Raw genomic sequence first — 22,027 nt, forward strand, 5'->3', positions numbered from 1 at the left:
GCGCTTATCGGGCCTGCCGTGGTTTGCAGGCCCGATAAGACGTTAACGCGCTTAACCTAATGCCTGGGCAAGCAGGGTAATCGGATGTTCGCAGCGTTTGCTTGTCGACATCTCAATTTGCCACTTACAGGTTTCACAGTCGGTCACCACAATATTTGCGCCGCTCTCTTCAATCTGGCGGAACAGCGGGGCGCCGATGGATTGCGAGGTGGGGTAGTTTTCCTTTTTAAAACCGTAGGTTCCGGCAATCCCACAGCACTGGGAGTCCAGCACGGTCAGTTCCAGACCTGGGATCTGGCGCAGCAACTCCAGCGTATAGAGCGTCCAGCCCATCTTCTCCATATGACACGGCGTATGGTAAACCACCTTCAGCGGTAATTTTTTCAGCGGCAGCGTCTGGCCTGCATCGATCTTACGCCACAGCCAGCGGGTCGCGAGTTCGATATGCTCACGCAGCCCGCTGTTATCCACGTCCAGCACTTCCGGGTATTCATCACGCAGGGCAAAGGTGCAGGTTGATGAGGTTGCGATAACCGGAATGCCTTTTACGCCAATTGCTTCTCTGAGCGACGCCACATTGCTCACCGCCTGCTTGCGCGCTTTATCGGTAAAACCGTTGGCGATCAGCGGCACGCCGCAACACTTCTCTTTACTTAACAACTGCACGCCGGTGCCCATTGCGTTCAGGACGTTAATTAAATCCTTACCGAGCTGCGGATGGTTGTAATTGACGAAGCAGCCGTGGAAGAAGGCGACCTGATCTTTGTACTGCGCCTGCTGTGCCGCAACGCTGCGATACCAGCGGCGGAAGGTGCCGAAAGAGTATTTCGGCAGCGTACGGCGATGGTCGATCTTCAACGCATAGTCGAGCAACTGACGAACCGGTTTCAGCGACGTCGCGGTATTGACGACCGGGGCGAACGGCGTAGAGACGCTGCCCATTAAATCGGTGTGGCTTAAGATAAAGTTGCGCAGCGACGGGCGCGAAGTGTCATACCTGGCGCGCGCGCGCTGGATGATATCGCCAATTTTAACGTCTGACGGGCAGGCCACTTCGCAGCGTTTGCAGTTAATGCAGTATTTCAGCGCATCGTCGTACAGCGCGCCGTCTTTCAGGCGCAGGCGCTCGCCGTCCGGCCCTGCCTGTTTGGGGCCTGGGTAGCCAGGATTCACCCGGCTGACCGGGCAGGCGGTGGTGCACACCGTGCATTTGATACAACTCTCGAAACTCGTATCGCTCATTGCTGACCTCCTGCACGTTCTGCAATGTGACGTGCGGCGTGTAAGGCGCTGACCGCGCATACGCCGCCTCCGCATCCCTGGGCTATCGGATCGAATCCGCCGAGCACCGAGCCGATGGCAAACAGATTTTCTACGGTCTGCCCCGCCAGTGAGGGGCGCAGCGCATCATCGGTCGTGACGCCAAACTGCTGCCAGGGTTGCGCATCAAAGAAATCACGCTGATACCATTCGGCGCGGGTGGCCGTTTGCTGAACGTCCAGTCCCATAATGGGTTCGCGAATGCCGTCGCGTTCGGCGACCAGGCCGCTGCTGAAGAAGCTGCCGCTGGCGAGTACCGCAAAGCGCGGGCGCAGAGGAATGTCGGCATGGTTGCGGGTCCAGACTTCGCTCACGACGCCGTTACGGCAGGTCACTTTTTTCACCTCGTCGCCCGGCATCCAGATCCCGCCCTGACGAACAAACTGGCGCTGCAAGCGATTGTGCAGGCGAATGCCCGGCACGGAAGGCGGCAGCGTCGGCAGCAAATTCAGCGAGCAGGGCAGGCGTTCATTGAGCCAGCGCCAGAGGCTGTCATCCGCCAGGCCGAAACAGGCGGGCATGATGATCATGTCGCAGGTTTTTGCTATCGGTAAGAGCGCGTCGTGGAGCAACGGCCATTTTTCTTCGTTATCGAGCAAACGCGCAATATTCACCGCACGAAACTCCGTCGGGTTATCGCGTAATACGTCCAGTTCAGGCAGGTCGATCTCTGCCGTCTCTACCGTGAGATGGTGCTGACGCAGCGACGCCGCCGCGAGGTGCGCCTGAAAGTCCAGTAAACCGCTGATGCCGACGACGCAAATGCGTTGTGCGGCCAGCGGCCAGACGGGCACTTCTGGCGAGCTTAGCCAGGTGGCGCGCAGTGTTCCCAACGGCGTGACGCGCTGGTGCGACTGTTGTACATCGCCCTGTAAATGCGCGCCAGACGCTTCCAGCAACGCTTGCGCCTGCTGCGCCAGTTCCAGAACGGCTGACGCGCCAATTGTGGTGTAAGGGTGCGTCGGCGCTTGTTCGCGTAACGCATTCAGACCTTCAGTGATATTTGTGACGGGCTGACCGTCCGGCAGGGTGCTGAGTAGATCCAGCGAGCCGGAGGAGAAGTGCAGCGCGCTTTGGCCGCGAGTGACGATTGCACAGCGCAAACCGTGTTTTTGCAGTTCCAGGCCACACAGTAATCCGGCGAGACCGCCACCCATAATGACCGTATCAAATTTCATCCTGGTGCTCCTTCTCCAGACCGCACAATCCCTGATAAACCCAGCGCGTGAACTCGCTTTCGCGCAGCGCGTCTCCCCAGGCGACAGGCTGTACGCCTTTCCAGCGTTCATTGAGGAACGCAGAAAGCTGAGTGATGGACTGAGCGGCGGTAGTGACATTAAAACGTTGCAGCAGCCCGGCGGCGCGGCAGGCGCACAGTTCTCCCTGACATGTGCCCATGCCTACGCGGGTACGGCGGCGCAGATCCAGCAGGCTGTTGACGGTTAAATTTTCGACGGCGTACTGCACTTCGCCTGCGGTGACCGCTTCGCATTCACAGACCAGGCTGCGGTGCTGGCGACCTTCGCTGAGCCAGGCCGGAGTACGATCGCCGTGACGATAGACGGCGGAACCGCGTAGCGGGGCGGGCAGCGAGATCACGCGTTTAAGCGTGTTTTCCGTGGGTTCCTGCGAGCCGGGAAGGGCGGTTTGCGCGGTGACGCAGGGGCGAGTGTTGCCCAGTTTTCGGCATACCGCGTCGGTTGCCCATTCCGCCATCAGGCGGTAGGTCATCAGCTTACCGCCCGTAATGGTGATAAACCCGTCCAGCCCGTCGCGTGCAGCATGGTCAAACAGCACAATGCCGCGGCTGACATTACGACCGCTCGGATCGTCATCGCTGGCGACCAGCGGACGCACGCCCGAGTAGGCGCGCAAAATGCGCGTTTTCGCCATCACCGGCGCCAGTTTTTCCCCTTCACGCAGCAGAATATCAACCTCTTCTGCGGTGACGCGGTTGCTGTCGATCTCGTTGTAGTCAATGTGGGTCGATGTGGTGCCGATGAGCGAGATGGTATCGCCGGGCACCAGAATATCGGCGTCGGACGGCTTGCGGCAGCGGTTAATCACATGCTGGTTAATGCGATGATCCATAATCAGCAGCGACCCTTTCGCCGGGAACATGCGGATGCTCAGATCGGCGTATTCCGCAATTCGCTGACCCCAGATGCCTGCGGCATTCACCACGACCGGCGCATGCAGCGATTGGCTTTCCCCTGTGAGATGGTTATGCACGTTCACGCCGCAAATGGTCGCGCCTTCGCGAATAAGTCCGGTGACTTCATGCGCCGTTAAAATGATTGCGCCATGTTCTCTGGCATCCAGCATATTCGCGGCGGTCAGCCGGAAGGGATCGACAGTGCCGTCAGGCACTTTCACCGCGCCAATCAGCTGCGGATTGACGGCCGGTTCGATCAGCCGCGCCTGTTGCGGATCAATTGCTTCGGCGCGAATACCCGCCTCTTCGCAGGCGCGAATAAAGGTGGCCTGGAAGGATAATTCGTCTTCCGGCAAGGTAATGAACAGACCGTCCGTTGGCTCAACGCAGTGGCGGGCGATCCGTTTCAGAATCTGGTTTTCGCTGATGCATTCGCGGGCAGATTCCGCGTCGGTAACGGCATAGCGTGCGCCGCTATGCAGCAGGCCGTGGTTACGGCCGGTTGCGCCGGTCGCGATATCGTGGCGCTCAACTAAGATAACGCGCAATCCGCGTAGCGCACAGTCTCGGGCGATCCCTGCGCCTGTGGCTCCCCCACCAATGATAATCACGTCACTTGTTTGCGAGTCGCGAGTTTTCATGGTTATCCCTCACAGTTCGTTTTTTATCATTTAGCCACATAAAAAGCATGGTTTGTTTGATTTCGCGCATAATCGCTCATGATTCGAAAATGAAACGTGATTTCGTGCGCTTTTCTGAACATTTGTCATAAATGTGTAACAATCTGTGCTGTAATTCACATTAACGACAGGTATCTTTACTTAACATCGCGCCCACACTGGGAGCAGCGAGGTTGGTTAGTTAAACGAACTGCGGTGTTTACCTCTAATAAGACACGGCCACGGAGGCTACATATGTTAAGTATTTTTAAACCTGCGCAACATAAAACGCGCTTGCCAGCAGCGGAGATTGATCCGACATATCGTCGGCTGCGCTGGCAGATTTTCCTGGGGATTTTCTTTGGTTATGCCGCTTACTATCTGGTGCGTAAGAACTTTGCGCTGGCGATGCCTTACCTGGTAGAGCAGGGATTCTCGCGCGGCGATCTGGGTTTTGCGCTGTCCGGGATCTCCATCGCCTATGGTTTTTCGAAATTTATCATGGGGTCGGTCTCCGACCGCTCGAATCCGCGCGTTTTCCTGCCCGCAGGGTTGATTCTGGCGGCGGCCGTGATGTTGTTTATGGGCTTTGTGCCGTGGGCCACGTCCAGCATTGCCGTGATGTTCGTGCTGCTGTTCCTTTGCGGCTGGTTCCAGGGAATGGGGTGGCCGCCGTGCGGTCGTACAATGGTGCACTGGTGGTCACAGAAAGAACGTGGCGGTATCGTCTCCGTCTGGAACTGCGCGCATAACGTTGGCGGCGGTATTCCTCCGCTGCTGTTCCTGCTGGGGATGGCCTGGTTTAATGACTGGAAAGCCGCGCTCTACATGCCGGCGTTCGGTGCGGTCCTGGTGGCGATTTTCGCTTTCGCGCTGATGCGCGATACGCCGCAGTCCTGCGGTCTGCCGCCGATTGAAGAGTACAAAAACGACTACCCGGATGATTACAACGAAAAAGCGGAAGAAGAGCTGACTGCAAAACAGATCTTTATGCAGTACGTGCTGCCGAACAAACTGTTGTGGTACATCGCGATTGCTAACGTGTTCGTTTACCTGCTGCGTTACGGCATCCTCGACTGGTCGCCGACTTACCTGAGAGAAGTGAAACACTTTGCGCTGGATAAATCGTCTTGGGCGTATTTCTTGTACGAATATGCCGGTATCCCGGGTACGCTGCTGTGCGGCTGGATGTCGGATAAAGTGTTCCGTGGCAACCGTGGCGCAACGGGCGTGTTCTTTATGACGCTGGTGACCATTGCCACAGTTGTTTACTGGCTGAACCCTCCAGGAAATCCGACCGTGGATATGGCCTGTATGATCGTTATCGGCTTCCTGATTTATGGCCCGGTCATGCTGATTGGTCTGCACGCGCTGGAACTGGCGCCGAAAAAAGCGGCAGGTACGGCGGCGGGCTTCACCGGCCTGTTTGGTTATCTCGGCGGTTCCGTCGCGGCGAGTGCCATTGTCGGCTATACCGTTGACTTCTTCGGCTGGGACGGCGGCTTCATGGTGATGATCGGCGGCAGCGTTCTGGCGGTTATCCTGCTGATTATCGTGATGATTGGTGAAAAACGCCACCATGAAGAGCTGATGTTGAAACGCAACGGAGCTTAAGTGAATGAAGACGACACTGAAAAATCTCAGCGTGGCATTGATGCTGGCGGGTATGGTCGTGAGCAGCGCGGCAATCGCTGCGGATAAAATCGTGATTGCGCACCGTGGCGCCAGCGGCTATCTGCCGGAGCACACACTGCCAGCGAAAGCGATGGCGTATGCGCAGGGCGCCGATTATCTGGAGCAGGATTTGGTGATGACGAAGGACGACCATCTGGTCGTCCTGCATGACCACTACCTTGACCGGGTTACCGACGTTGCCGAACGTTTTCCGAATCGCGCCCGCAAGGACGGGCGTTACTACGCCATTGATTTCACACTGGATGAAATTAAATCCCTGAAGTTCACCGAAGGTTTTGATATTGAGAACGGCAAGAAAGTACAGACTTACCCTGGCCGTTTCCCGATGGGAAAATCAGATTTCCGCGTGCATACCTTTGAGGAAGAGATTGAGTTTGTTCAGGGGCTGAATCATTCGACCGGAAAAAATATCGGTATTTATCCAGAAATCAAAGCGCCGTGGTTCCATCATCAGGAAGGGAAGGATATTGCGGCTAAGACGCTGGATGTGCTGAAAAAGTATGGTTATACCGGTAAAAAAGATAACGTTTATTTGCAGTGTTTCGATGCCGCGGAGCTGAAGCGCATTAAGAATGAGCTGGAGCCGAAGAGGGGGATGGATCTCAATCTGGTGCAGTTGATTGCGTATACCGACTGGAATGAAACTCAGCAAAAACAGCCGGACGGCAGTTGGGTTAACTATAACTACGACTGGATGTTCAAGCCTGGCGCGATGAAAGAAATCGCCAGCTATGCTGACGGGATCGGCCCGGACTACCATATGCTGATTGATGAAAAATCGAAGGTCGGGCATATCACGCTGACCGGCATGGTGAAAGAGGCGCAGCAGAACAAGATGGTGGTACACCCTTACACCGTACGCGCCGATCAGCTTCCTGACTACGCCACGGATGTTAATCAGCTTTATGACATCCTGTATAACAAGGCGGGGGTGGATGGATTGTTCACCGATTTCCCGGATAAAGCGGTGGTGTTTTTGAAGGATAAGCACTAAAAAGCCGGGTGGCGGCTTCGCCTTACCCGGCCTGTGAACTGCGGACTGCGGTTTTGTAGGTCGGGTAAGCGTAGCGCCACCCGACAAGGCTACATCTCGATCTCAATATCGCCTTTTGCCCTGCAACAGCAGGGCAAAATTTCCCCTTCGCTGATAAAAGCCAGCGGTTCGGTCAGCCAGTCAACCTGGCCTGCGACCAGACGGCAGCGGCAGGAGCCGCAATAGCCCGCACGACACTGGTACTCCACTTCAACCTGATGCGCCTCAAGCGCCACCAGCAGAGAAGGGTGTTCTTCCCGACACAGCACTTCGGTGCCGGAAAGACGTAGCGTCACGCGTCCCATCAGAGCTGGAAGTTACTCAGATCGTCGGTATCAACTTCCGAGTCAATCTGGCCGACCAGGTAAGAACTGACTTCCACTTCCTGCGGCGCCACCTGGACGTTATCGGAAACCAGCCAGGTGTTGATCCACGGGATCGGGTTGGAGCGCGTCTGGAACGGCAGCTCCAGGCCGACCGCCTGCATACGGATATTGGTGATGTACTCGACGTACTGGCACAGAATATCTTTGTTCAGGCCGATCATAGAACCGTCGCGGAACAGGTAATCCGCCCACTCTTTTTCTTGCTGCGCGGCCTGTACAAACAGGTCATAGCACGCCTGCTTGCTCTCTTCGGCGATTTCCGCCATTTCTGGATCGTCTATGCCGCTACGCAGCAGGTTCAGCATATGCTGCGTGCCGGTCAGGTGCAGCGCTTCGTCGCGGGCAATCAGACGGATGATTTTGGCGTTACCTTCCATCAGCTTACGTTCCGCGAAAGCGAAGGAGCAGGCGAAGCTGACGTAGAAACGAATCGCTTCCAGCGCGTTAACGCTCATCAGGCACAGGTAGAGCTGTTTTTTCAGCGCACGCAGGTTCACGGTGACGGTTTTGCCGTTCACGTTGTGCGTACCTTCCCCCAGCAGATGCCAGTAGCTGGTCATTTCAATCAGCTCATCGTAGTAGTGAGAAATGCCTTCCGCGCGCTTCTGAATTTGTTCGTTGGTGACGATGTCGTCAAATACCACCGCCGGATCGTTAACGATGTTGCGGATGATATGGGTATACGAGCGCGAGTGGATCGTCTCAGAAAACGCCCAGGTTTCTACCCAGGTTTCCAGCTCCGGGATGGAGATCAGCGGCAGTAATGCCACGTTCGGGCTACGCCCCTGAATGGAGTCCAGTAGCGTCTGGTACTTCAGGTTGCTGATGAAAATATGCTTTTCGTGTTCCGGCAATGACTGGAAATCGATACGATCGCGTGAAACGTCAACTTCTTCCGGGCGCCAGAAGAAGGAGAGTTGTTTTTCGATCAGTTTTTCGAAGATGTCATATTTTTGCTGGTCGTAGCGTGCCACGTTGACCGGCTGGCCAAAGAACATCGGCTCTTTGAGTTGGTCGTTTTTCGTCTGTGAAAAAGTGGTGTATGCCATTGAAGTGAGTCCTGTTGAGATTGTATCGCCCGGCGGCACTTCGTTTGCCGGGCCTACAAAACCGTAGGCCGGGTAAGCGTAGCGCTACCCGGCAAAAATAACTTAGATCTTACATGCGCCGCTTTCGCAGCCATCGTCCTGAATAGACGGCACCAGATCGTCCTGCGCATCTTCCGCACCGTCACGGGTGTTGTGATAGTACAGGGTTTTCACGCCAAATTTATAGGCGGTGAGCAGATCTTTCAGCAATTGCTGCATCGGTACTTTACCAGACGGGAAGCGCGTCGGATCGTAGTTGGTGTTGGCTGAAATCGCCTGGTCGATGAATTTCTGCATGATACCGACCAGTTGCAGGTAGCCGTCGTTGCTCGGCATTTCCCACAGCAGCTCATAGCGGTCTTTCAGCCCTTCGTAATCCGGCACCACCTGGCGCAGTACGCCATCTTTCGACGCTTTGATGCTGACATGGCCGCGCGGCGGTTCAATACCGTTAGTGGCGTTGGAGATCTGCGAAGAGGTCTCAGACGGCATCAGGGCGGAAAGCGTGGAGTTACGCAGACCGTGCGTTTTGATGGACTCACGAAGCGCTTCCCAGTTGTAGTGCAGCGCTTCGTTGGCGATCGCATCCAGATCTTTTTTGTAGGTGTCGATCGGCAGAATGCCCTGAGCGTAAGTGGTTTCATTAAACCACGGGCATGCGCCTTGCTCTTTCGCCAGCTCGTTAGAGGCCTTCAGCAGATAGTATTGAATGGCTTCAAACGTTTTGTGCGTCAGGTTGTTCGCGCTGCCGTCAGAGTAACGCACGCCGTGTTTCGCCAGATAGTAAGCGTAGTTAATCACGCCGATACCCAGCGTACGGCGACCCATTGCGCCGCGTTTAGCCGCCGGAATAGGGTAATCCTGGTAATCCAGCAGTGCATCCAGCGCGCGTACCGCCAGCACCGCCAGCTCTTCCAGCTCATCCAGGCTGTTAATTGCGCCCAGGTTGAAGGCGGAAAGCGTACACAGCGCGATTTCACCGTTTTCGTCGTTAACGTCCATCAGCGGTTTGGTCGGCAGGGCGATTTCCAGGCACAGGTTGGACTGGCGTACCGGTGCAACCTGCGCATCAAACGGGCTGTGGGTGTTGCAGTGATCCACGTTCTGAATGTAGATACGGCCAGTTGATGCGCGTTCCTGCATCATCAGCGAGAACAGATCCACGGCTTTCACGCGCTGCTTACGAATGCTGTCGTCTTTTTCGTATTTGGTGTACAGACGCTCGAACTCGTCCTGATCGGCGAAGAACGCATCGTACAGGCCCGGAACGTCGGACGGGCTGAACAGGGTGATGTCTTCACCTTTCAGCAGACGGGTATACATCAGCTTGTTGATCTGTACGCCGTAGTCCATGTGACGCACGCGGTTGCCTTCCACGCCGCGGTTGTTCTTCAGTACCAGCAGGCTTTCCACTTCCAGATGCCACATCGGGTAGAACAGCGTCGCCGCACCGCCGCGCACGCCGCCCTGAGAGCAGGATTTCACCGCCGTCTGGAAGTGTTTGTAGAACGGAATACAGCCGGTGTGGAACGCTTCGCCGCCGCGAATCGGGCTACCCAGCGCGCGAATACGACCGGCGTTGATGCCGATACCGGCACGCTGAGAAACATATTTCACGATCGCGCTGGAGGTGGCGTTAATGGAGTCCAGGCTGTCGCCGCACTCGATCAGCACGCAGGAGCTGAACTGACGAGTCGGGGTGCGCACGCCGGACATGATTGGCGTCGGCAGAGAAATTTTGAATGTAGAAACCGCATCGTAGAAACGTTTCACGTAGTCGAGACGGGTTTCACGCGGATAGTTAGAGAACAGGCAAGCGGCAACCAGAATATAAAGGAACTGCGCGCTTTCATAAATCTCGCCGGTTACACGGTTCTGTACCAGGTATTTACCTTCCAGTTGCTTAACGGCAGCGTAGGAGAAGGTCATATCACGGTCGTGTACGATGAACGAATCCATCTGCTTGAACTCTTCTTCCGTGTAGTCTTCCAGCAGATGATTGTCGTATTTACCCAGCTCAACCATTTTCACCACATGATCGTAAAGCGCTGGCGGTTCGAACTCGCCGTAGGCCTTTTTACGCAGGTGGAAAATCGCCAGGCGCGCGGCCAGGTACTGATAATCCGGCGCATCGCGGGAGATCAGGTCGGCAGCGGCCTTAATGATGGTCTCATGGATATCGGACGTCTTGATGCCGTCGTAGAACTGGATATGAGAACGCAGTTCAACCTGGGAGATGGATACGTTATTCAGTCCTTCTGCCGCCCAATCCAGAACTCGATGGATTTTGTCGAGATTGATGCGTTCAGTACGACCATCACGCTTTGTCACCAGCAGACTCTGATTCATGTGGGTTTTACCTGTCCGTGAAAGAAAAAATATCCCCCGTTTATCCACAATGCCACGTTGTGACTAAGTCTGTGGATAAATACTATATATAGGGGGTAACTGATAAATGAAACGCTATATGGTGAGTATTCTAGTAGGGATTCTTTTCAGTACAAGAGTTGATTTTGAGGTTAAATTGAGGTTGCAAAAGGGTGATAATCGCTAAGTGCGCGTCTTATAAGGCCTGGAGGGCATGTCAATAATTCATAAAAAAAAATGAAAATTTGATCGAGTGCTGATTTCTTCATCTAAGGCAGGAAAAGTTCCTATGATCTGGCGCAAAAATTGCCCTGACGATCCTACTCAGGATTGGTAGGCGATGCGTAGGCCCGGCAAGCGCAGCGCCCCGGGCAAAATTGCCGGATAGCGGCATAAACGCCTTACCCGGCCTACAGACGCAGTTAGTCAACTTGTGCGGTAGTGTGAACCATATAGTTAACATCAACGCCCGGCCCGAGTTTGAAGGTGTTGGTAATCGGATTGTAGTGCAGCCCGGTCATGTGACGCTCTTTCAACACGGTCTGATCGACCCAGTTCAGCAACTCCGCAGGCTTAATAAATTTTTTCACATCGTGCGTGCCTTTCGGCACCATGCGTAAAATATACTCCGCCCCCACCACCGCCATCAGCCACGACTTGCCGTTGCGATTAAGGGTCGAGAAAAAGACTTCACCGCCCGGTTTAACTAATTGCGCACAGGCCCTGACGACCGATTGCGGGTCCGGTACGTGCTCCAGCATCTCCATACAGGTCACGACGTCGTACTGGTGCGCATGTTTCGCCGCGTGCTCTTCAACCGTCTCCTGCACGTAATCAACCTGAATACCGCTTTCCAGCGCGTGCAGTTTCGCGACCTGCAAAGGCTCAAAGCCCATATCCAGGCCCGTTACCGTCGCACCTTCACGCGCCATGCTCTCAGCCAGAATGCCGCCGCCGCAGCCAACGTCGAGCACCTTTTTGCCGAACAGGCCGCCGGAACGCTCGGCAATGTAGCCCAGGCGCAGCGGGTTAATGCGGTGCAGAGGCTTAAATTCACCCTCAAGATCCCACCAGCGTGACGCGACAGCTTCAAATTTGGCGATTTCTTCGTGATCAACGTTATGCGTCACCGGGGGTTTTTCGGCATTCATTGGCGCTTTTACTCCTTATTTGGCAAGTCGCCTGAGTATATCAGCACGACGGGATGAATAAAGCCTCCGTAGAAGACCATTCCATTTACCTGTCTCATTGCGATTGTGTTATAATTTGCGACCTTTGAATCCGGGATACAGTAGAGGGATAGCGGTTAGATGAGCGACCTTGCGAGAGAAATTACACCGGTCAACATTGAGGAAGAGCTGAAGAGCTCTTATCTGGATTATGCGATGTCGGTCATTGTTGGCCGTGCGCTGCCGGATGTCCGAGATGGCCTGAAGCCGGTACACCGTCGCGTACTATACGCCATGAACGTATTGGGCAATGACTGGAATAAAGCCTATAAAAAATCTGCCCGTGTTGTTGGTGACGTAATCGGTAAATACCATCCTCATGGTGATTCCGCGGTGTACGACACTATCGTCCGTATGGCGCAGCCTTTCTCGCTGCGTTACATGCTGGTGGATGGTCAGGGCAACTTTGGTTCTATCGACGGCGACTCTGCCGCGGCAATGCGTTATACGGAAATCCGTCTGGCGAAGATTGCCCATGAACTGATGGCCGATCTCGAAAAAGAGACGGTGGATTTCGTTGACAACTATGACGGCACGGAAAAAATTCCTGACGTCATGCCGACCAAAATTCCTAACCTGCTGGTAAACGGCTCGTCCGGTATCGCGGTAGGTATGGCCACCAACATCCCGCCGCACAACCTGAAGGAAGTGATCAACGGTTGCCTGGCGTATATCGATGATGAAGACATCAGCATTGAAGGGCTGATGGAATACATTCCTGGCCCGGACTTCCCGACCGCCGCGATCATCAACGGTCGTCGCGGTATTGAAGAAGCCTATCGTACCGGTCGCGGGAAAGTGTACATTCGCGCTCGCGCGGAAGTGGAAGCTGACGCGAAAACCGGCCGCGAAACCATCATCGTTCATGAAATTCCGTACCAGGTGAACAAAGCGCGCCTGATCGAGAAAATCGCTGAACTGGTGAAAGACAAACGCGTTGAAGGCATCAGCGCGCTGCGCGACGAGTCTGATAAAGACGGGATGCGCATCGTGATTGAAGTGAAACGCGATGCCGTCGGGGAAGTGGTGCTTAACAACCTTTATTCCCAGACCCAGTTGCAGGTTTCTTTCGGTATCAACATGGTTGCGCTGCACCACGGCCAGCCGAAGATCATGAACCTGAAAGAGATCATTTCCGCGTTCGTGCGTCACCGTCGCGAAGTGGTGACACGCCGTACTATTTTCGAACTGCGTAAAGCCCGCGATCGCGCGCATATCCTTGAAGCACTGGCGATTGCGCTGGCGAACATCGATCCGATCATCGAGATGATTCGCCGTGCGCCAACGCCGGCAGAGGCAAAAGCGGCGTTAATCTCTCGTTCATGGGATCTGGGCAACGTGGCGTCTATGCTGGAACGCGCCGGTGATGATGCTGCCCGTCCTGAGTGGCTGGAGCCGGAATTTGGCGTGCGTGATGGTCAGTATTACCTGACTGAACAACAGGCACAGGCGATTCTGGATCTGCGCTTGCAGAAACTGACCGGCCTGGAGCATGAAAAACTGCTCGACGAGTACAAAGAGCTGCTGGAACAGATCGCAGAACTGCTGCACATTCTGGGCAGCGCCGATCGTCTGATGGAAGTGATTCGCGAAGAGATGGAACTGATCCGCGATCAGTTTGGCGATGAGCGTCGCACTGAAATCACCGCTAACAGCGCCGATATTAATATCGAAGATCTGATCAGCCAGGAAGATGTGGTTGTAACGCTGTCTCACCAGGGTTACGTCAAATATCAGCCGCTGACCGATTACGAAGCGCAACGTCGTGGCGGGAAAGGTAAATCTGCCGCGCGTATAAAAGAAGAAGACTTTATCGACCGTCTGCTGGTGGCTAACACCCACGACACGATCCTCTGCTTCTCCAGCCGTGGCCGTCTGTACTGGATGAAGGTCTATCAGCTGCCGGAAGCGAGCCGTGGCGCGCGTGGCCGTCCGATCGTCAACCTGCTGCCGCTGGAAGCCGACGAACGTATCACCGCCATTCTGCCGGTACGCGAGTACGAAGAGGGCGTTAACGTCTTTATGGCGACCGCCAGCGGTACGGTGAAGAAAACGGCGCTGACCGAGTTCAGCCGTCCGCGTTCCGCCGGTATCATCGCGGTGAACCTGAACGAAGGCGACGAGCTGATCGGCGTGGATCTGACCTCCGGTTCCGACGAAGTCATGCTGTTCTCCGCTGCCGGTAAAGTGGTGCGCTTTAAAGAAGATGCCGTTCGTGCGATGGGTCGTACCGCGACCGGCGTACGTGGCATCAAACTGGCGGGCGAAGACAGCGTCGTTTCCCTGATTATTCCGCGTGGTGAAGGCGCTATCCTGACCGTGACGCAGAATGGTTACGGTAAACGTACGGCGGAAGGCGAATACCCAACCAAGTCTCGTGGCACGCAGGGCGTTATCTCCATTAAAGTCACCGAGCGTAACGGTTCCGTTGTTGGCGCGGTACAGGTGGATGATGCCGACCAGATCATGATGATCACCGATGCCGGTACGCTGGTTCGTACCCGCGTATCGGAAATCAGCGTCGTTGGCCGTAACACCCAGGGCGTAATCCTCATCCGCACGGCGGAAGATGAAAACGTGGTGGGTCTGCAACGTGTTGCTGAGCCGGTGGATGATGAGGAACTCGACTCCATCGACGGCAGCGTAGCGGAAGGGGACGAGGATATCGCCCCGGAAGCGGAAACCGATGACGATGCAGCGGATGACGCTGACGAGTAATTCGGCGTTGTAAATCGTGTGTGAAAGGAGGCCATTGCGCCTCCTTTTTTTTGCCGGATGGCGGCGTAAACGCCTTATCAGGCCGCCACCCGGCAAAGGCGCAAATCCTTAATTCATCCTTTCCACTATCATCGCAATACCCTGACCGCCGCCGATGCAGAGCGTGGCCAGCCCGAGCGTTTTATCGTGTGCAGAGAGGGCGTGCAGCAGCGTCACCAGAATACGCGCGCCGCTGGCGCCGATGGGGTGTCCCAGGGCGATAGCCCCACCGTTGACGTTCACCTTCTGCGGATCAAAACCGAGCGTCTTACCCACGGCAAGGAACTGTGCGGCAAACGCCTCGTTGGCTTCGATCAGATCGATATCCGAAAGCGTTAAACCGCTCAGTTGCAGCGCCTTCTGCGTGGCGGGAACCGGCCCCATCCCCATCAACGCCGGGGCGACGCCGCCGCTGGCGTAGGCTTTGATACGAGCCAGTGGGGTCAGGCCCGCCGCCAGCGCTGCGGATTCTTCCATCACTACCAGCGCTGCCGCGCCGTCATTGATCCCAGAGGCGTTTCCTGCCGTTACCGTACCCGCCTTGTCGAAGGCCGGGCGTAATGCAGCAAGACCTTCCGCCGTTGAATCGGCTTTCGGAAACTCGTCTCGCTCAAACACCACGGTTTTCTTACGGGATGTGACGCTAACCGGCACAATTTCGGCCTGGAATGCGCCGGAATCAATAGCGGCAACGGCTTTGCGCTGTGAGAGCAGCGCCAGCTCATCCTGCATCTCCCGGCTGATGCCGTATTCCCGGGCGACGTTTTCTGCCGTGATCCCCATATGGTAGCCGTGAGTGGCGCAGATCAGACCGTCGCGCAGGATCACATCGGAGAGCTGTCCGTCGCCAAGGCGATAGCCCCAGCGGGCTTTGGCATCCAGCAGATACGGCGCCTGGCTCATATTTTCCATACCGCCTGCGACAATCGCCTGTGCCTGTCCGGCCTGAATCGCCTGCGCGGCAAGCGCCACGCTTTTGAGGCCGGAGCCGCATACTTTGTTAACGGTAAAGCCGCAGACCGTCTCTGCGAGGCCGCTTTTGAGCAGTGCCTGACGCGCCGGGTTTTGCCCAAGACCAGCCTGTAGCACATTGCCCATAATCACTTCATCCACCCGTTGCGGGTCGAGCTGCGCGCGTTCAAGCGCCGCCTTAATTACGGTGGCGCCAAGGTCGATGGCGCTGGTGGTTGCCAGTGCGCCGTTAAAACTGCCGATTGCGGTACGCGCCGCGCTGACGATGACACAGTTTTTCATCTTCTGTTCCTTAAAAGTGCGTGGTTGCCGTCAGAAAAAGGTCAAACCGATGACAAAAATGATCCCGGAGAAGAGCAGGGCGGTGATGCAGTAGCCCATAATGTCGCGTACCCCGAGTCCGGCGATTGCCAGGGCGGGCAGCGCCCAGAATGGCTGCGCCATATTCATCCACTGCTCACCGTAGGCGATTGCCATGACTGACTTGCCGAGGTCCGCCCCCAGCGCCTGAGCCGCAGGCATGACGAATGGTCCCTGGATAACCCAGTGGCCGCCGCCTGATGGCACGGCAAAGTTAATCAGCGCAGAGCTGAAAAAGGTCATCACCGGGAAGGTGTCTTTGTTGGCGACGTTGATGAAGAATTCAGTGATAAGGCCACCGAGGCCGGAGTGTTCCATCATCAGTTGGATCCCGGCGTAGAAGGGGAACTGCACCAGAATACCGGCGGTACTGCGCGCTGCGGCGCTGATGGCGCGCATGTAGGCCATTGGCGTTTTATGCAGCAGCAGACCGGCGATCATAAACATCAGATTGACGGTATTGATGGTGATGTTGAATCCCTTCTCGGCGAAGTAGAGCCCCAGATAGGCAATCCCTAATGCGCCAATGATCAGCGCGAGAATGCGGCTCTCTTCCAGTTTTTCCGACGGTGGCGCGTCAGCCGGCAATTTCTTCTGAAAATCAGCCTCTTCCAGCAGCAACTTCGGATCGATGCTGACCACGTCGGAGGGTTTTGGCGTCATCATTCGGGTAATAAACGGCATCACCACGATGAGGCCGAGCGTGATGAAAATATTGAACCCGGTGAACAGGGTATCGCTAACCGGAATCAACCCCGCGACGTGTTCTACCGGGTTGCCTGGCGTTGCGGCCAGCAGGGGCATAGAACCAGAGAAGCCGCCGCCCCAGGTGAGAAAACCGATATAGGCGCAGGCGATAAGCAGCGGATAATCGGAACCCGGCACGCGACGGGCCACTTCACGGGCAAACATTGCGCCGACCACCAGACCAAAGCCCCAGTTGATCACGCAGGCGACCGAGCCAAAGAAGGTCACCAGCATGACGCCCTGGGCGGGCGTCTTAGCGGCTGAAGCGGCGGTACGCAGCAGGCTTTTAACCGGGCCGGAACTGGCCAGGGCGTGGCCCGTCACGATAATCAGCGCCATTTGCATACCGAAAGCCAGCAGATTCCAGAAGCCGTCGCCCCAGAACCTCACCATACTGACCGGCGTTTGCGGCGTCAGCCAGAGAGCGATCCCAAACGTCAGCAGGGTTAACAGCATTGCGAAGATCAGCGGATCAGGAAGCCAGCGGCTGACGACCCGCGTCATAAAGCGTGAAATACGCCCAATCATGCGTCACCTCTCTGAATGACCAGATCGGCCGCAACCTCAAAGTGCGCTTCAGTTTTTGCCCGCAGGGTTTCCAAATCACACCCTTCAGCGATTTCTGTCAGCCACATCTTGCCGTCGATAAAGCGAAATACAGCCAGTTCGGTAACCAGCATATGCACCGCGTGCTGGGCGGTGAGCGGCATGGTGCACTGGCGCAGAATTTTCGCCGAGCCGTCTTTCGCGCAATGTTCCATTGCAATGATCACTTTGCGCGCGCCGGTGACCAGATCCATTGCGCCCCCCATGCCGGGAACCATTTTGCCGGGAACCACCCAGTTGGCGAGGTTTGCCTGCTCATCCACCTGTAGCCCGCCGAGTACGCAGGCGTCAACATGGCCCCCGCGAATCAATGCGAACGACATGGCGCTGTCGAACATTGCCGCGCCGGGCAAAATGCCGCAGGGTTGACCGCCAGCGTTCACCAGATCCGGGTGGGCCGTCGTGACCGGCCCCAGTCCCAGAAAGCCGTTCTCAGATTGCAGGGTGATGTGAATGTCATCCGGCAGGTAGTTTGCGACCATCGTCGGCAAACCAATTCCCAGGTTAACCACGTCGCCATCATGCAGTTCTTGCGCCACGCGGCGCGCAATACGTTGTTTAGCATCCATTATTTGCTCTCCTGTGGAATAACGATGTGGTCGATAACGGCGCCAGGGGTGACAATCTGGTCAGGCAGTAGATCGCCTGTTTCAACCATTTCGTCAGGCTCAACCAGGGTGATGTCTGCGGCGAGAGCAATGAGGGGGTTAAAATTACGGGCACTGAGCTGGTAGGTCAGGTTGCCAAGCGGGTCGGCGCAGTGGGCGCGAATAAGCGCCAGATCTGCACGCAGTGGACGCTCCAGCAGCCAGGTTCTGCCATCGAGCTGAAGCGTTTGCTTTCCCTCTTCAACCACGGTGCCGACGCCAGTCGGGGTCAGAAAACCGCCCAGCCCGGCGCCGCCGCAGCGGATTTGTTCAATCAGGGTGCCTTGCGGAACCAGTTGAACCTCCATTTCTTTGGCAATCATCCGCCGACCCGTTTCCGGGTTGGTGCCGATATGGGAGGCGATGACCTTGCGCACCCGGCCATTCACGATGAGCGGGCCGATGCCGGTATCGACAAATGCGGTATCGTTGGCGATCAGCGTCAGGTCCCTGACACCGGATTCAAGTAAGGCTTCAACAAGGCGGGGTGGGGTGCCTACCCCCATAAAACCGCCAACCATGATGGTCATGCCGTCGCGAAAGAAGCCTGAGGCGTTCTGTAAGGTGATCAGTTTTGTTTTCATTATGTTTCCCTTTTGCATACTCCATTTTGGGTACGCAAAGGGAATAGCAAGCGGGATGCCAGGATTGATAAACCGAAAAGAGAATGGTTAACCTGATGAATATAAAAATTAATTTTCACGGAAGGGGGATGAGAGGGCGTGAGGTGCTATGCAGAATTTTGCGCACTGTGCAAAATTCTGCATAGCAACTTCTGGTATCAGAGGCCTGCCGGATCGATGCCGTACTCCTGCAATTTGTACATCAACGCGCGTCGGCTGATGCCCAGCATTAACGCGGTGCGCGTGCGGTTTCCCTCCTGCTGCTCCAGAACCTCCATAATGATTCGGCGTTCTTCACGTTTAATCTCTTCTTTCAGGTTCCGTTCACCGGGTTGGGCTGGCTTTATTCCGCTGGCGTGACTCACCGACTGGCGGAACTGGGTAGGGAGGTCTTCGGCAAAAATCACCGCCCCGGTGTTCATTACTACCGCGCGCTCAATCACATTGGATAATTCGCGGATATTACCAGGCCACGGCCAGGCGGTGAGAAGTGACATAGCGGAAGGGTCTATTTCAATAATATCCCGCTGGTTTTCTGAGCTGAATTTCTGCAAAAAGTGGTTGGCCAACAGGGGGATATCTTCCCGCCGCTCACGCAAAGGAGGAAGCGTCAGATGAATCACATTCAGCCGATAAAATAGATCTTCACGGAAGGTGCCTTCTTTCACCATTTCCTGCAAATTCCGGTTGGTGGCGGCGACAATGCGGATATCAACCTGAATGGTTTGATGCCCGCCAATGCGTTCAAACTCCCTCTCCTGGAGGATTCGCAGCAGCTTAGCCTGTAACACCAGTGGCATTTCGCCTATTTCGTCCAGCAGCAGCGTTCCCTGATGAGCGCGCTCAAACAGCCCCTGACGTCGCGTTTGTGCGCCGGTAAACGCCCCTTTTTCGTGGCCGAACAGTTCGCTTTCCAGCAGTGATTCCGGCAGCGCCGCACAGTTAATCTTGATGAAGGGGCCGTTTGCCCGGCGTGAGTTATAGTGAATGGCGCGGGCGATCAACTCTTTTCCAGTGCCGCTTTCGCCGCTAATGAGCACGTTGGCCTGGGAAAGCGCGATTTTCGCGGTATCTTTGCAGATATCCATCATCCCCGGACTGTTGGTCAGGATATGTCCCCATTGCCAGCTGGTGCTCAGCGCCTGATGCAGGCTGCGGATCTCCTGTTTCATAGCCTGGAGCTGCAAGGCCCGCTGAATCAATAAGTTAAGTTCATCGAGGTCGAACGGTTTAATCACATAATCAAATGCGCCGCTGCGCAGTGCTTCTACGGCGGTTTCCACTTCAGCGTAGGCTGTCATCAGAATAATGGGAACCCGTGGATGCTGTGCGCGCATCACTTTCAGCGCTTCAATGCCGTTCATCTCCGGCATGCGGATGTCCATCAGCACCACGTCGGGCGGCGCGTCGGCAAAATGTTGCAGCGCTGTCTGACCGTTACTGGCGCACTGGGTTTCATGCCCTTGCAGCGAAAACGCGGTGGCGAGCATACGGCGAACATTATCTTCGTCATCAACGATGAGAATACGGTAGCGAGTTTTCATTCTGACGAGGTTTCCTGCGGGTTAATCGGTAAAATAAGGGTAAAGGTCGCGCCGCATCCGGGCATACTGGTAACGTATATGTCGCCCTGATGCGCATTGATGATGCGCTGACTTAACGCCAGCCCGAGGCCGGTTCCTGACGCTTTGGTGGTGAAGAACGGATCAAAGATTTTTTTCTGCAAAGCGACGTCAATGCCGCAGCCATTATCTTCAATGGCGATCGCCAGATGCGTGGTCGTGTAGCGCCAGGTTCGGATACGAATTTCGCCGCGCGCGCCTATCGCCTGCACCGCGTTGATAAGCATGTTCAGGAGCACCTGTTTGAGCAGTTCGCGATCGGCGACGATCGTGGGCAATGCGGCGTTGAATTCCGTATTGAAGTTGATTCTCGCCTGCACCCCGGAAGTCTGCACCAGGATCAACGCCTCCTCGATCAGCGTATTAATGGATACCTGCTGCCACTGACTTTGTCGCGGTCGGGAGAAGTCCAGCAGTTGCTGGATGACTTTATTAATAGAATCAATTTCTTTCAGTACGACGGACAGATATTCCTGATGTACAGGCAGATTGATTTGCTGGCGAATAATCTGCACATAACCCCGGATGGCGGTGAGCGGGTTGCGCACTTCATGCGCCACGCCTGCCATCAGTTCACCCAGCGTGGCGAGTCTCTCCGTTTGCGCCAGACGGCGCTGCGCCTCTTTACGGGCGGTTAAATCGGAAAACATCACCAGCGCGCCAATCAACTCACCGTCAGCGTTATGAATGCGACTGGTGGTGACGCTGAGTTCAATTGTCCGGTCACGCGCGGGGAAGCTGACTTCCTGAGCCAGATGTTCGGTGCCGTTCTCCAGAGTGTCAAGCACAGGGCTGGAGAAATGAGGATCGGCGAACAGCGTTGAGTAGGGGCGCCCGGCCAGCTCATGCAGCGTATAACCCGTGATGGTCTCTGCGGCAGGGTTCATCGTGGTGACATTACCTTGTCTGTCGATTGCGATAACCCCATCGGCGGCGTTCTCAATAATCAGATCGTTCAGCGTCTTGGTTTCCCGCAGTGTCTGCGCCAGAGCGTTGACGCTGCGGCTGATTTGCCCCAGTTCACCGGGGAGATCGGGTAACTGGGCCGGCGTTTTCTGCGCAAGAGTAGGCAAGCCTTCAGTAATGATATCGATATTGGCGCTCAGGCGGCGTGAGAAGAGAATGATCAGTAACAGGCTGCTGATAAGCCCCGCCGCCAGAACGGCAATAATACGAACATCCATTTTCCAGGCTTGTCGGCGAATATCTTCGGTCAACTCATTCGCCCAGATATAACCAATGACCTCGCCATGCCGCGCTATCGGAATCATTGAGTTGAGGATATCGCCGCGCACCTGCCGGCCTGAAAATACCACCGGGGCGTTGGTACTCATGACCTCCCGGCCAGGATGATCGGGAGCGATAGTGACCCCGACGTTGTTTTGATACAGTGCCGAAGGGGCGTAGGTGATAATGGCGTCCAGCGCCTTATTGTAATAGCCCGCGCCAATTCCCGGGAACGCGCGGGTGATACGCTCAGTGACCGGTGATAACTGCGCATTCAGCGCGCGGATACGCTCATCGCGCGGCAGATTTTCCTGCTGGTTGAAGCTGTCGCCCAGCGCTTCATCAAGCAGATGCACGACAGCCGATAATTTTTTCTCTTTTTCAGATAAGACCGCTGATCGGCCTTCGGTTTCTACGATATAACCAATAGAGAACGTCGGCACGATGACCATCAGGATAGCCATCAGTATCATTTGATTGCGTAAGCGTCGCGGGTAAAGCCGTCTCAGGTAGCGCATGCTGACATCCGTGTGG

Annotated in this window: 16 protein-coding genes; 3 read left to right on the plus strand and 13 right to left on the minus strand. The window is 55.7% G+C overall.

Going from position 1 to position 22,027, the window contains the following annotated elements:
• Nucleotides 1–51: 51 nt before the first annotated feature.
• The 3 genes from glpC to glpA are packed head-to-tail and all read right to left on the minus strand — an operon-like array spanning nucleotide 52 to nucleotide 4,116.
• The gene (gene glpC, locus CKO_RS02360; RefSeq protein ID WP_012131515.1) at nucleotides 52–1,242 is read right to left on the minus strand and encodes an anaerobic glycerol-3-phosphate dehydrogenase subunit GlpC; all 1,191 of its coding nucleotides are present in this window, start codon (nucleotides 1,240–1,242) and stop codon (nucleotides 52–54) included.
• Complete coding sequence (glpB, locus tag CKO_RS02365) at nucleotides 1,239–2,498, minus strand: glycerol-3-phosphate dehydrogenase subunit GlpB (protein ID WP_012131516.1); 1,260 nt, start codon at nucleotides 2,496–2,498, stop codon at nucleotides 1,239–1,241. The genes glpC and glpB overlap by 4 nt, the downstream gene beginning before the upstream one ends.
• Nucleotides 2,488–4,116: an anaerobic glycerol-3-phosphate dehydrogenase subunit A gene (gene glpA / locus CKO_RS02370; RefSeq protein WP_012131517.1), complete on the minus strand. Its 1,629-nt coding sequence runs from the start codon at nucleotides 4,114–4,116 to the stop codon at nucleotides 2,488–2,490. The genes glpB and glpA overlap by 11 nt, the downstream gene beginning before the upstream one ends.
• Nucleotides 4,117–4,389: 273 nt before the next feature.
• Here glpA and glpT point away from each other — a divergent pair, with 273 nt between their 5' ends.
• The gene (gene glpT, locus CKO_RS02375; RefSeq protein ID WP_012131518.1) at nucleotides 4,390–5,748 is read left to right on the plus strand and encodes a glycerol-3-phosphate transporter; all 1,359 of its coding nucleotides are present in this window, start codon (nucleotides 4,390–4,392) and stop codon (nucleotides 5,746–5,748) included.
• Nucleotides 5,749–5,752: 4 nt separating this feature from the next.
• Nucleotides 5,753–6,823: a glycerophosphodiester phosphodiesterase gene (gene glpQ / locus CKO_RS02380; protein WP_012131519.1), complete on the plus strand. Its 1,071-nt coding sequence runs from the start codon at nucleotides 5,753–5,755 to the stop codon at nucleotides 6,821–6,823.
• A gap of 89 nt (nucleotides 6,824–6,912) precedes the next feature.
• On the opposite strand, the gene yfaE is transcribed toward glpQ, so the two are convergent.
• The 4 genes from yfaE to ubiG all read right to left on the minus strand — a co-directional run bounded on the left by yfaE (nucleotide 6,913) and on the right by ubiG (nucleotide 11,854).
• The gene (yfaE, locus tag CKO_RS02385; protein WP_012131520.1) at nucleotides 6,913–7,167 is read right to left on the minus strand and encodes a class I ribonucleotide reductase maintenance protein YfaE; all 255 of its coding nucleotides are present in this window, start codon (nucleotides 7,165–7,167) and stop codon (nucleotides 6,913–6,915) included.
• Nucleotides 7,167–8,297: a class Ia ribonucleoside-diphosphate reductase subunit beta gene (gene nrdB / locus CKO_RS02390; RefSeq protein ID WP_012131521.1), complete on the minus strand. Its 1,131-nt coding sequence runs from the start codon at nucleotides 8,295–8,297 to the stop codon at nucleotides 7,167–7,169. The genes yfaE and nrdB overlap by 1 nt, the downstream gene beginning before the upstream one ends.
• A gap of 102 nt (nucleotides 8,298–8,399) precedes the next feature.
• Nucleotides 8,400–10,685 carry a class 1a ribonucleoside-diphosphate reductase subunit alpha gene (nrdA, locus tag CKO_RS02395; protein WP_012131522.1) on the minus strand — a complete coding sequence of 762 codons (2,286 nt, stop codon included), beginning with the start codon at nucleotides 10,683–10,685 and terminating at the stop codon, nucleotides 8,400–8,402.
• A gap of 440 nt (nucleotides 10,686–11,125) precedes the next feature.
• Entirely contained in the window at nucleotides 11,126–11,854 is a 729-nt protein-coding gene (ubiG, locus tag CKO_RS02400) for a bifunctional 2-polyprenyl-6-hydroxyphenol methylase/3-demethylubiquinol 3-O-methyltransferase UbiG (protein ID WP_012131523.1), read from the minus strand.
• Between the two features lie 159 nt (nucleotides 11,855–12,013).
• Here ubiG and gyrA point away from each other — a divergent pair, with 159 nt between their 5' ends.
• Entirely contained in the window at nucleotides 12,014–14,650 is a 2,637-nt protein-coding gene (gene gyrA, locus CKO_RS02405; protein WP_012131524.1) for a DNA topoisomerase (ATP-hydrolyzing) subunit A, read from the plus strand.
• A 108-nt stretch (nucleotides 14,651–14,758) separates the two neighbouring features.
• On the opposite strand, the gene CKO_RS02410 is transcribed toward gyrA, so the two are convergent.
• The 6 genes from CKO_RS02410 to atoS form a co-directional block, all read right to left on the minus strand.
• The gene (locus CKO_RS02410; protein ID WP_012131525.1) at nucleotides 14,759–15,943 is read right to left on the minus strand and encodes an acetyl-CoA C-acetyltransferase; all 1,185 of its coding nucleotides are present in this window, start codon (nucleotides 15,941–15,943) and stop codon (nucleotides 14,759–14,761) included.
• Nucleotides 15,944–15,973: 30 nt separating this feature from the next.
• Entirely contained in the window at nucleotides 15,974–17,296 is a 1,323-nt protein-coding gene (locus CKO_RS02415; RefSeq protein WP_012131527.1) for a TIGR00366 family protein, read from the minus strand.
• Nucleotides 17,293–17,943: a 3-oxoacid CoA-transferase subunit B gene (locus tag CKO_RS02420; RefSeq protein ID WP_012131528.1), complete on the minus strand. Its 651-nt coding sequence runs from the start codon at nucleotides 17,941–17,943 to the stop codon at nucleotides 17,293–17,295. Before CKO_RS02420 ends, CKO_RS02415 begins: the two co-directional genes overlap by 4 nt.
• Nucleotides 17,943–18,605, minus strand: coding sequence for an acetate CoA-transferase subunit alpha (atoD, locus tag CKO_RS02425; RefSeq protein ID WP_024130160.1), 663 nt, complete (start codon nucleotides 18,603–18,605; stop codon nucleotides 17,943–17,945). The genes CKO_RS02420 and atoD overlap by 1 nt, the downstream gene beginning before the upstream one ends.
• A gap of 197 nt (nucleotides 18,606–18,802) precedes the next feature.
• On the minus strand, nucleotides 18,803–20,188 hold the full coding sequence (atoC, locus tag CKO_RS02430; protein WP_012131530.1) for an acetoacetate metabolism transcriptional regulator AtoC: 1,386 nt from the start codon (nucleotides 20,186–20,188) through the stop codon (nucleotides 18,803–18,805).
• Complete coding sequence (atoS, locus tag CKO_RS02435; RefSeq protein WP_048902378.1) at nucleotides 20,185–22,011, minus strand: two-component system sensor histidine kinase AtoS; 1,827 nt, start codon at nucleotides 22,009–22,011, stop codon at nucleotides 20,185–20,187. Before atoS ends, atoC begins: the two co-directional genes overlap by 4 nt.
• Between the last annotated feature and the right edge of the window lie 16 nt (nucleotides 22,012–22,027).

Source organism: Citrobacter koseri ATCC BAA-895, from assembly GCF_000018045.1.
Lineage (GTDB): Bacteria > Pseudomonadota > Gammaproteobacteria > Enterobacterales > Enterobacteriaceae > Citrobacter_B > Citrobacter_B koseri.

Coding starts and splice junctions, on each gene's coding strand:
- glpC (WP_012131515.1), bottom strand. CDS start 1,242: ATGAGCGATACGAGTTTCGAGAGTTGTATCAAATGCACGGTGTGCACC.
- glpB (WP_012131516.1), bottom strand. CDS start 2,498: ATGAAATTTGATACGGTCATTATGGGTGGCGGTCTCGCCGGATTACTG.
- glpA (WP_012131517.1), bottom strand. CDS start 4,116: ATGAAAACTCGCGACTCGCAAACAAGTGACGTGATTATCATTGGTGGG.
- glpT (WP_012131518.1), top strand. CDS start 4,390: ATGTTAAGTATTTTTAAACCTGCGCAACATAAAACGCGCTTGCCAGCA.
- glpQ (WP_012131519.1), top strand. CDS start 5,753: ATGAAGACGACACTGAAAAATCTCAGCGTGGCATTGATGCTGGCGGGT.
- yfaE (WP_012131520.1), bottom strand. CDS start 7,167: ATGGGACGCGTGACGCTACGTCTTTCCGGCACCGAAGTGCTGTGTCGG.
- nrdB (WP_012131521.1), bottom strand. CDS start 8,297: ATGGCATACACCACTTTTTCACAGACGAAAAACGACCAACTCAAAGAG.
- nrdA (WP_012131522.1), bottom strand. CDS start 10,685: ATGAATCAGAGTCTGCTGGTGACAAAGCGTGATGGTCGTACTGAACGC.
- ubiG (WP_012131523.1), bottom strand. CDS start 11,854: ATGAATGCCGAAAAACCCCCGGTGACGCATAACGTTGATCACGAAGAA.
- gyrA (WP_012131524.1), top strand. CDS start 12,014: ATGAGCGACCTTGCGAGAGAAATTACACCGGTCAACATTGAGGAAGAG.
- CKO_RS02410 (WP_012131525.1), bottom strand. CDS start 15,943: ATGAAAAACTGTGTCATCGTCAGCGCGGCGCGTACCGCAATCGGCAGT.
- CKO_RS02415 (WP_012131527.1), bottom strand. CDS start 17,296: ATGATTGGGCGTATTTCACGCTTTATGACGCGGGTCGTCAGCCGCTGG.
- CKO_RS02420 (WP_012131528.1), bottom strand. CDS start 17,943: ATGGATGCTAAACAACGTATTGCGCGCCGCGTGGCGCAAGAACTGCAT.
- atoD (WP_024130160.1), bottom strand. CDS start 18,605: ATGAAAACAAAACTGATCACCTTACAGAACGCCTCAGGCTTCTTTCGC.
- atoC (WP_012131530.1), bottom strand. CDS start 20,188: ATGAAAACTCGCTACCGTATTCTCATCGTTGATGACGAAGATAATGTT.
- atoS (WP_048902378.1), bottom strand. CDS start 22,011: ATGCGCTACCTGAGACGGCTTTACCCGCGACGCTTACGCAATCAAATG.